The 9053-nt window shown below is 64.7% G+C and carries 7 protein-coding genes; all 7 read right to left on the bottom strand.

Features of this window, described 5'->3' with window-relative positions:
- Positions 1-79: 79 nt before the first annotated feature.
- Positions 80-1831: an ABC-ATPase domain-containing protein gene (locus tag HMPREF1137_RS02730; protein WP_007588643.1), complete on the bottom strand. Its 1752-nt coding sequence runs from the start codon at positions 1829-1831 to the stop codon at positions 80-82.
- A 100-nt stretch (positions 1832-1931) separates the two neighbouring features.
- Positions 1932-2630, bottom strand: coding sequence for a hypothetical protein (locus HMPREF1137_RS10495; RefSeq protein ID WP_007588641.1), 699 nt, complete (start codon positions 2628-2630; stop codon positions 1932-1934).
- Between the two features lie 116 nt (positions 2631-2746).
- Complete coding sequence (locus HMPREF1137_RS02720) at positions 2747-3205, bottom strand: hypothetical protein (protein ID WP_007588647.1); 459 nt, start codon at positions 3203-3205, stop codon at positions 2747-2749.
- 161 nt (positions 3206-3366) lie between these two features.
- The gene (locus HMPREF1137_RS02715; protein WP_034496466.1) at positions 3367-3897 is read right to left on the bottom strand and encodes a hypothetical protein; all 531 of its coding nucleotides are present in this window, start codon (positions 3895-3897) and stop codon (positions 3367-3369) included.
- Between the two features lie 197 nt (positions 3898-4094).
- A complete protein-coding gene (gene nrdE / locus HMPREF1137_RS02710; protein WP_007588649.1) occupies positions 4095-6251 on the bottom strand; it encodes a class 1b ribonucleoside-diphosphate reductase subunit alpha in 2157 nt (718 codons plus the stop codon).
- Positions 6221-6637: a class Ib ribonucleoside-diphosphate reductase assembly flavoprotein NrdI gene (gene nrdI, locus HMPREF1137_RS02705; protein ID WP_003796905.1), complete on the bottom strand. Its 417-nt coding sequence runs from the start codon at positions 6635-6637 to the stop codon at positions 6221-6223. The genes nrdE and nrdI overlap by 31 nt, the downstream gene beginning before the upstream one ends.
- Before the next feature lie 325 nt (positions 6638-6962).
- The gene (nrdH, locus tag HMPREF1137_RS02700) at positions 6963-7214 is read right to left on the bottom strand and encodes a glutaredoxin-like protein NrdH (protein ID WP_007588645.1); all 252 of its coding nucleotides are present in this window, start codon (positions 7212-7214) and stop codon (positions 6963-6965) included.
- Positions 7215-9053: the final 1839 nt, after the last annotated feature.

The following is a 9053-nucleotide window of genomic DNA, read 5'->3' as shown; positions in this document are numbered from 1 at the left end:
CCGCCCACGGGCGCACCAAGCAGCCCGGCCCCGCAGCAGGATCCGACGGCACCCGGAACACCCGTGGGGTCTGAAGCGACTACGACTCTGAGACCTCGCCGCGCGGCTCGCGCAGGGACAGGCCGCGGTAGCGGTTGATGGCGGCACCCACGTCGATGAGGCGCGGACGCGCCAGGAACGCCGGGTAGGAGCGGGCGCCGAACTTGCAGACGGCGTCCAGGCCCTCGGAGGCGAGGCGCCGGCCGAGCTTGGCCATGAGGTCGGGCATGGACTGCTTGCCAGCCATCTCCTCGAGGACGCCGCGCACGCACCAGGCGATGGCCTCGGCCTGCCCGGGGTCGACGACTGCGGCGACGTCGGAAATGTCGACGGTCGAACGGTCGATGGTCAGCACGGTCGTGCCCGAGGCCTTGGTGCGCGGGCGGTCCACGCGGGCCTTTGCGGCGGGCACGCGGGGTGCCGCCTCCCAGCTGGTGGGGGCGTCGGTGCGGGGGCGCGGCAGGTCGGCCACGACCTCGCGTGCGCGGGAGGTGACGTCGAGGCAGCGGTAGTTGTCCATCATGAGGACCCGGTCGGCGGCGTCGAGGAACGCGCCGGAGCCGCCGACGACCATGATGAGGGAGACCCCGGCCTCGGTGAGGGAAGTGACGCGGTCGACGAGGGGCGTGATGGGTTCCTTCTCGGCGGCGACGAGGTCGCGCATGCGCGTGTCGCGGATGAGGAGGTTGGTGGCGGAGGTGTCCTCGTCGATGAGGAGCGTGCGCGCGCCCAACTCGAGGGATTCGATGATGGAGGCGGCCTGCGAGGTGGAGCCGGACGCGTTTTCGGTGGAGAAGGACGTGGTGTCGGCGCCGCCGGGCAGGTGGGTGATGAACGGCGAGATATCAACGCCGGTGACAGCTCGCCCGTCGGCGGCGCGCACCTTCGTGGCGGTGGGGTCGGTGGCGACGAGCTCGCGGCCGTCGCCGGGGATGTGCGCGTACACGCCCTGGGCGATGGCCTCGAGGAGCGTGGACTTGCCGTGGTAGCCGCCGCCCACGATGAGGGTCAGACCCGGGGGGATCGCCATGCCACTCACCTCGCCGGCGTGCGGCAGGGTGACGGTGGCGCGCAGGGTCTCGGGGGCATCGAAAGCGACGACGCCGTCACCCGTCAGGGGCGTCTCGGACACGCCGGATCGGCGCGCCAACAGGGCTTCGTCTGCGACGAAGGACACCCAGCCGCGTTCCTCGAGGATGCCCTGGAGGGCGCGGTAGTCCTCGTAGGCGGCGACGTGGCCGAGGAGGCGCGAGCGCTTGCGGGTCGTGTCCGGGTCCTCGGAGACGAAGTCGAAGCAGTCCATGACGATGTTGGGCACGTCCACGTCGAAGAGGCGGGCGGCGCTCTTGCCGAGGATCGTGCGGCCTCGGGCAGGAAGCTTGACCTGGAAGCGCACCTCGACGCGGTCGGGCAGGACGGTCGCGTAGGAACGCTGGAGGATGAGGGCGCCGGCACGGGCAATCGACACGTCGCGGGTGTCGCGGGCGCGGATGGCCTCGTCGAAGGAGCGGGCAATAAAGTCCGCAGCCGCCAGGCGTGCGTCGGACGAGGCCAGGGCAGCCTCGGGCAGTCCCATGGCCTCGGGCGTCGACCAGGCGCGCAGGGACGAGGGCGGGGCGTAGGGATCTGCCTGCACGTGATCGATCGCGAGGGTGAAGTCTCCGTAATCCCAGGCACCCAGGGCGTTCTTGTAGAAGCCGTAGGGGCGTCCGTCCGCGTATCGCAGCTGGTCGAGGAGGTCTGCGTCGGTTCCAGCGATGGCGCGCGAGGGGGCTTCGTATCGGGGAGTCATGCTCTCAAGAATACAGGCGAAGCCCGCGAGAACAGGGATACCGTTCTCGCGGGCTTCTGTGGCATTGGGCGGGGACGCGGAAGCGCCCTCACACCGGTTGTTACAGTTCGCTCATCACGGCGAAAACAACGAACAGGACACCGAGCAGCAGCTGGAGGCCGGCCATCACGATCGTGACGATCATCGCGATCTTCGAGATGTTGACGAAGTTCTGCGGGGCGCCGTCACGCTTCGCCTTCACGTGCAGGACGATCGCGGCGATCATCGCGGGGACCGACAGGACAATGGTGAAAAAGAGCCAGCTGAAGACCGAGACGCCGATGGCCACGAACGAGCCAATCTGGATGTACGAGAAGTCCTTGCCCGCCGAGGGAGCGTACATCGGTTGGCCGTACATGGGCTGCCCGTAGGCCTGCTGAGGCTGTCCGTACGCGCCCTGGGGCTGGCCGTAGCCCTGCTGAGGCTGGCCGTAAGCGCCCTGAGGCATGCCCTGCGGGGCCTGACCGTACTGCGCGTACTGGTTCGTGCCGGGCTGGGCGAACTGGGGCTGCTGGGCCTGGCCGGGAGCGACAAAAGCATCCTGCTGCGGGAGCGCCGAGGCCGTACCGGCACCTTCGGGCGCGTAGGGTTGCACAGCAGCCGAGGAAGCGCCGACACCCTCAGGCGCGTAGGGCTGCTGGGCCTGGGCGGAAGCCCCGTAAGCATCCTGCTGAGGGGCGTACGAAGCGGCACCGGCCCCCTCCGGCGCGTAGGGCTGCGCAGCGGCATCCGCGGGGGTCGGGTTCAGGGGGTCGCTCACTGGAGACTCCAATTCATCTATCCGTTTAATTCCGTGAGGAATCCTATCAGCACTATTCGACGAAAAAGTGTGAGGCCCGGATCAAGAATCGATCCGGGCCTCACACGGTCAAGAACTCAGTAGCTCGAGCCACCCGCGAGGATAGCAATGATGGCGATGCCGTAGATCAGCACGACCGCCACGAGGATGACGATGTGGATGATCGAGCAGATCTTCGCAGCGTTACGCGCGCTCTGCACGTCCGTCGTGATATCGAGGGGGGCGCCGAGAGCCTGGGCCTCAGCCGTCATCTTGTTCGCCCAGTACCACATGCAGCCGGACAGGATGAGGCCGCCGAAAATGAAGCTCAGGAAGGAGGCGATACGAGCGGTCGAGGCGTTCGAACGGATCTTCTCGAGAGCCGGGTTCACCGCGTAGCCGGCCTGGCCGTACGCGCCCTGGGGGGCCTGGCCATACGCGGGCTGCGGGGCACCCTGGGGGGCCTGACCATACGCGGGCTGGCCGTACGCGCCCTGGGGGGCCTGGCCGTAGGCGGGCTGGTCGGCGGCGGTGTACTGGTTGATGGGATCGCTCATGGGATACTCCAAATGGAATAGTTCATCAGTTACGCGGCTCATCCTAGCGCACACATCGTGCCGTGCAGAAAAAACGAGGAGGGATGAGCGCTGCACCACTATCAATAAGAGAGATGCGCGCCCACAAGGGGCGCGCATCCGATATCCGTCGCTCGATCTCGTCAGTACCCCGACGACCCACCTGCAATGAGCAGAATAAGGAAGGGGAGAACAACGGAAACAAGGATCAAGAGCACGATGCCAACGATCTGAATGATGCTGCAGATCATCGCGATCTTCTTAGCGCCTTCCACGTCGTTGATCACGTCCATGGGGGCGTTGAGGCCCTGCGCCTCGGTCACGAGCATGCCACCCCAGATCCACGCACCGATCGACAGGATCGGCCCAATGGTCACGAAGCTGACAAACGCCATGATTCGAACCATCGACGCGTTCGAACGCACGCGCTCAACCGCGGGATTCAGGCTGTACCCCACGTTGCCATAGCCGGGCTGACCGTACCCACCCTGCGGCTGACCATAGGCCGGCATGCCGGGCTGGCCCCCATACCCGGGCTGACCTCCGTACGCGGGCTGCCCCGCGCCATACGCAGGCTGAGAACCGTACGCCGCCTGAGCGCCGTACATACCCTGCTGGTCGTAGCCGCCTTGGCCCCCGACGCCGCCGCCGTAGGGATTCATGGGATCGCTCATCGCTTACTCCGGGAAGATGTGAGGGGATTTACCTCCCACATCATACGAGTAGCTTTCCAAAAATCCGAATAGACGGCGAGGCTCACATACACCAAACCTACGAGTTTCCCGCGGACCGCGCCCCGGCCTCGTCCCTGACAAAACGGTGCGGGGGCCGGTGTCCCGACCCCCGCACCACCCGACAAACGGGCGTCACGTCACAGCATGCAGGACACGCAGCCCTCGACCTCCGTGCCCTCCAGGGCCATCTGGCGCAGGCGCATGTAGTACAGGGTCTTGATGCCCTTCTTCCACGCGTAGATGTAGGACTTGTTCAGGTCACGCGTCGTCACCGTATCCGGGTAGAACAGCGTGAGCGACAGGCCCTGATCCACGTGCTGGGTGGCCACCGCGTAGGTGTCGATGATCTTCTCCGGGCCGATCTCGTACGCGTCCTGGTAGTACTCCAGGTTCTCGTTCGACATGTAGGGCGCCGGGTAGTAGACGCGGCCGATCTTGCCTTCCTTGCGGATCTCCACGCGGGACACGATCGGGTGGATCGACGACGTCGAGTTGTTGATGTACGAGATGGAACCCGTCGGAGGCACGGCCTGCAGGTTCTGGTTGTACATGCCGTACTTGGCGACGTCGGCCGCCAGGGCCTCCCAGTCCGCCTGGGTCGGGACCTTGATCGACGAGGCGGCGAGCAGCTCGCGGCACTTGTCCGTGGTGGGGGCCCACTCCTCGTCGATGTACTTGCGGAAGAACTCGCCCGACGCGTACTTCGACTCCTCGAAGCCCTCGAAGGTCTCGCCGCGCTCGCGCGCGATCTTGCACGAGGCCTTGATGGCCTCGAACAGGACCGTCATGAAGTACATGTTCGTGAAGTCGAGGGCTTCCTCGGAACCGTAGTGCACGTGCTCGCGCGCCAGGTAACCGTGCAGGTTCATCTGGCCCAGGCCGATCGCGTGGCTCATCGCGTTGCCGCGGGCGATCGACGGGACCGAGCCGATGTCCGACAGGTCTGAGACGGCCGTCAGGCCGCGGATCGCCATCTCGATCGTCTTCGAGAAGTCGGGGGAATCCATGGTCTTCGCGATGTTGAGCGAGCCCAGGTTGCAGGAGATGTCCTTGCCGACGTGGTCGTAGGACAGGTCGTCGTTGTAGGTCGAGGCCTCGGACACCTGCAGGATCTCCGAGCACAGGTTCGACATGGTGATGCGGCCCTTGATCGGGTTCGCCTTGTTCACCGTGTCCTCGAAGACGATGTAGGGGTAGCCGGACTCGAACTGGATCTCCGCGATCGTCTGGAAGAAACGACGAGCGTTGATCTTGCGCTTGTGGATGCGACCGTCGTCCACCATCTCGTGGTACTTCTCCGTCACCGAAATCTCGGAGAAGGGCACGCCGTACACGCGCTCCACGTCGTAGGGGCTGAACAGGTACATGTCCTCGTTCTTGCGGGCCAGCTCGAACGTAATGTCCGGGATGACGACACCCAGGGACAGCGTCTTGATGCGGATCTTCTCGTCCGCGTTCTCACGCTTGGTGTCCAGGAACTGCATGATGTCCGGGTGGTGCGCGTGCAGGTACACAGCGCCCGCGCCCTGACGTGCGCCCAGCTGGTTCGCGTAAGAGAAGGAGTCCTCGAGCAGCTTCATGACCGGCACGACGCCGCTGGACTGATTCTGAATCTTCTTAATGGGGGCGCCCGACTCACGCAGGTTCGTCAGCTGCAGGGCGACGCCGCCGCCGCGCTTGGACAGCTGCAGGGCGGAGTTGATGCCGCGCGCGATCGACTCCATGTTGTCCTCGATGCGCAGCAGGAAGCAGGAGACCAGCTCGCCGCGCGCCGCCTTGCCGGCGTTGAGGAAGGTCGGGGTGGCCGGCTGGAAGCGGCCCGTCATGATCTCATCGACAAAGCTACGAGCCAGCTCGATGTCGCCGCGCGCCAGGTACAGGGACACCATGGCGACGCGATCCTCGAAGCGCTCCAGGTAGCGCTTACCGTCGAAGGTTTTAAGCGTGTACGACGTGTAGTACTTGAACGCGCCCAGGAACGTCGGGAAGCGGAACTTGTGGGCGTAGGCCTGCTTGTACAGCTCCTTGATGTCCGCGAAGTCGTACTGGTCCAGGACGTGCTTCTCGTAGTAGCCCTCGTCCACCAGGTACTTCAGCTTCTCTTCCAGGTCGTGGAAGAACACCGTGTTCTGGTTGACGTGCTGAAGGAAGTACTGGCGAGCCGCCGCACGGTCCGCGTCGAACTGGATGTGTCCGTTCGCGTCGTACAGGTTAAGCTGCGCGTTCAGCGCGTGGTAGTCCAGCTCCGGGGAGGGAGCTTCCTCTACGCCTGTGTCGGTGTAGTTTTCTGCCAAAACTGTTCCAGTCCTTCACGAACTCTGGAGACGTCCTCGGGCGTGCCGAGGAGCTCGAACTTATACATGTGGGGGACCCCCAGCTTGGCCGCGATAATGTCGCCCGCGATGCAGTAGGCCTTGCCGAAGTTGGTGTTTCCCGACGAGATGACGCCCCTGCACAGGACTCGATTGTCGGGGTCATTGAGGAACCTGATGACCTGCTTGGGCACCGCTCCCTTGATATTTCCACCGCCGTAGGTGGGCACGATGAGCACGTACTCGTCGGTCACGCGCAGGGGTTCATCCTTGGGAAGCAACGGGATTCGCGCCGCCGGGAGGCCGAGTTTTTCGACAAAACGGCGGGTGTTGCCCGTCGCCGACGAAAAGTAGACGACGCTGCCCATGATGATCCTTCCTGCTTGGCGGGATGCTGAACCTCTAGTGTCTCACCCCCGAGGCCCGGGCGGTGTTGCCTCGCACGCGTGTCCCATGTGGGATGATCGACGCGCCCGGCTCGGCGGGTGAACATGGTCGTTGGCGGTGTGTGTATATGGTCTCGGGCGGCGGCCCCCAATAGCCGATGAGCCGCCATTTTCCCTGTTTCCACGACGGGTTCGCACGCCGCTCATGCGAGCGTATCCGCGCCGTTTGCGAAGGCTACGCCCCGGCCTCGTCCCCGCCCGGATACGCGAAAGCCCCGGCCTCGCGGCCGGGACTTATCGGCGCGTCTCAGGCCTGCAGCGCCAGGGGGGCAGCTGCGGCGGCGACAGCCTTGATGCGGTCGGGGCGGAAGCCGGACCAGTGGTCCTCGCCGGCCACGACGACGGGGGCCTGCTGGTAGCCGAGGCCCTTAATGAAGGCGAGGGATTCCGTGTCCTGGGTGACGTCGATCTTCTCGTAGGAGACGCCCTGCTTGTCGAGTGCGCGGTAGGTCGCGTCGCACTGGGGGCAGCGGGGCTTGGAGTAGACGGTGATCGACATGTTCGTGTCTCCTTGCGGCTCGAGGCCGGACGTTGGCATCCTGTGTTGTCTTTCTGGCGGCTCGTTCGCCGCGAACACGACAACACTACACCTCGTGGCCGCCCGCGCAAGCGACCCCTAGATGTTGTGTGTAACGCCGTGACTGTGGATGAGACTGAAGGGGCCTGTGGACGGAGCGGGCGGTCAGGATCTCGGAGGAGCCTTCGAGGTTTGTTGCACCCTGCGCGCGAGTGCACGAAGATGCGCGCAAACATTGGGGTTTGCGGCTAACCTACGGGCACATCTAGGGGCCTCCAACACCCCTACACACCCCTGCGCACCCTGTGGACGAACACATCACCACCCTGTGTATAACCACTTGCCAACCACCTAAAAGATGTCGAGCGTCACACTCAGTGGTGGGTCTCTTGGGCGTGTCGCACCCGCACATCTAGGGGTCGTTGGCGACTAAGCGCCCCTAGATATAGGGGTCTGCGGCTTTTTCTGCGAAATGGCTGGAATCTTGCGGAAAGCCGGTCACAAGGGGGCTGAGTGAGGCGCCCATGCGCACCTCCAGCGGGAGGTGCGCCCTAGATCTAGGGGATGGCACGAGCCCTACATCTAGGGGGGCGGGACGCGACCTAGACCAAGGGGCTAACGCTCAACCAACATCTAGGGCCTGGATGCTCCCTGCATCTAGGCAGCACCTCCCAGCCACTGCACTCGAGCAGGCTCTACGCCTCGACAAAGCGCGCCCGACACAGCCCCACAACGACTCCCCTCAAGAAAGTCGCATGCAATTCCACAACACAAGTGACGCAACGTTACCTACTGGGACGAACAAGCAAGATGCTCGCAAGGAATTGCATGCGAAATTACTGAGCGGCGACCAGAAGCGCCGGGCACGAGCAGTTTGGATTGATCCACGTGGCTCACCAACCTGGTTGCGCCCTATTGGACCCCCAGCCAACTCACACCAACCTCTAGCGTCATGACACCAAGTCTCCGCCGGTACAAAACTCGCCCAGCACACCTCCTCACGGGCCACACCGGTACAAAACTCGCCCAGCACAGGCCCTTCATCGGCACATCCGGTACAAAACTCGCCCAGCACACCAAAAAACGCCAATTTTGGGCACTTTTTCGCCTGCAGGGCGAATATAGTCACGCTCGCGGCTCAACCAAGCAGAGCAGGGCGAAAATTGTCACCCACAGGGCACGGAAACACGAGCGTCTTGAAAGAAAAATCGCCCCTGCACGAGGTGCTAAGGGCCGTCGTGAAACATTTTTCGCCCATGCACGTTCACAAGAGCCATTTTTGGCCCATTTCAACCGAGCAGGGGCGATATTTCTTTCACTGCGGATGCATGCCAAGCACTGGAGCAATCCGCTGGGGCGATATTTCTTTCAGGACTAGACCAAGACCACCGACCGAGCCTCCGATCCTGACACGCCGAAACAGACACCAGCAACCTGGCGGCGCCGACGTGATGCGCGCCGAAGGGCTCGGAGGGCACAGCACGGCGGCGGTGAGGGCGGCAGAGCCAGAGAGCACACGCGCCCCAAGCCCCACCCGATTGGAGGCCACCGCGTGGCCTGCGGGGCCTGGCCGCGGTGCCGGAGGGCGACGGCAGGGCCTGGCCGGGCTTCGAGGCGACGCGCCGATCCAGACAACAGCGACCGGGCCCCACTGGTGTGGAGGGCGCCGGAGGGACCGGAGGGCCTGGCCGCGGTGCCGGAGGGCGACGGCAGGGCCTGGCCAGGCTTCGAGACGACGCGTTCAGCCACACATCAGCGACACAGAGCCGCCGGAGTGGAGGGCCTGGCTGCGGCGGCTGTGGGCGGCGGCGGGGCCTGGCC

The sequence above is a fragment of the Actinomyces sp. ICM39 genome (assembly GCF_000282935.1).
Taxonomy (GTDB): Bacteria; Actinomycetota; Actinomycetes; order Actinomycetales; family Actinomycetaceae; genus Pauljensenia; species Pauljensenia odontolytica_B.
This window is presented reverse-complemented; position numbering and strand designations above follow the sequence as displayed.

Coding starts and splice junctions, on each gene's coding strand:
- HMPREF1137_RS02730 (WP_007588643.1), bottom strand. CDS start 1,831: ATGACTCCCCGATACGAAGCCCCCTCGCGCGCCATCGCTGGAACCGAC.
- HMPREF1137_RS02720 (WP_007588647.1), bottom strand. CDS start 3,205: ATGAGCGATCCCATCAACCAGTACACCGCCGCCGACCAGCCCGCCTAC.
- HMPREF1137_RS02715 (WP_034496466.1), bottom strand. CDS start 3,897: ATGAGCGATCCCATGAATCCCTACGGCGGCGGCGTCGGGGGCCAAGGC.
- nrdI (WP_003796905.1), bottom strand. CDS start 6,637: ATGGGCAGCGTCGTCTACTTTTCGTCGGCGACGGGCAACACCCGCCGT.
- nrdH (WP_007588645.1), bottom strand. CDS start 7,214: ATGTCGATCACCGTCTACTCCAAGCCCCGCTGCCCCCAGTGCGACGCG.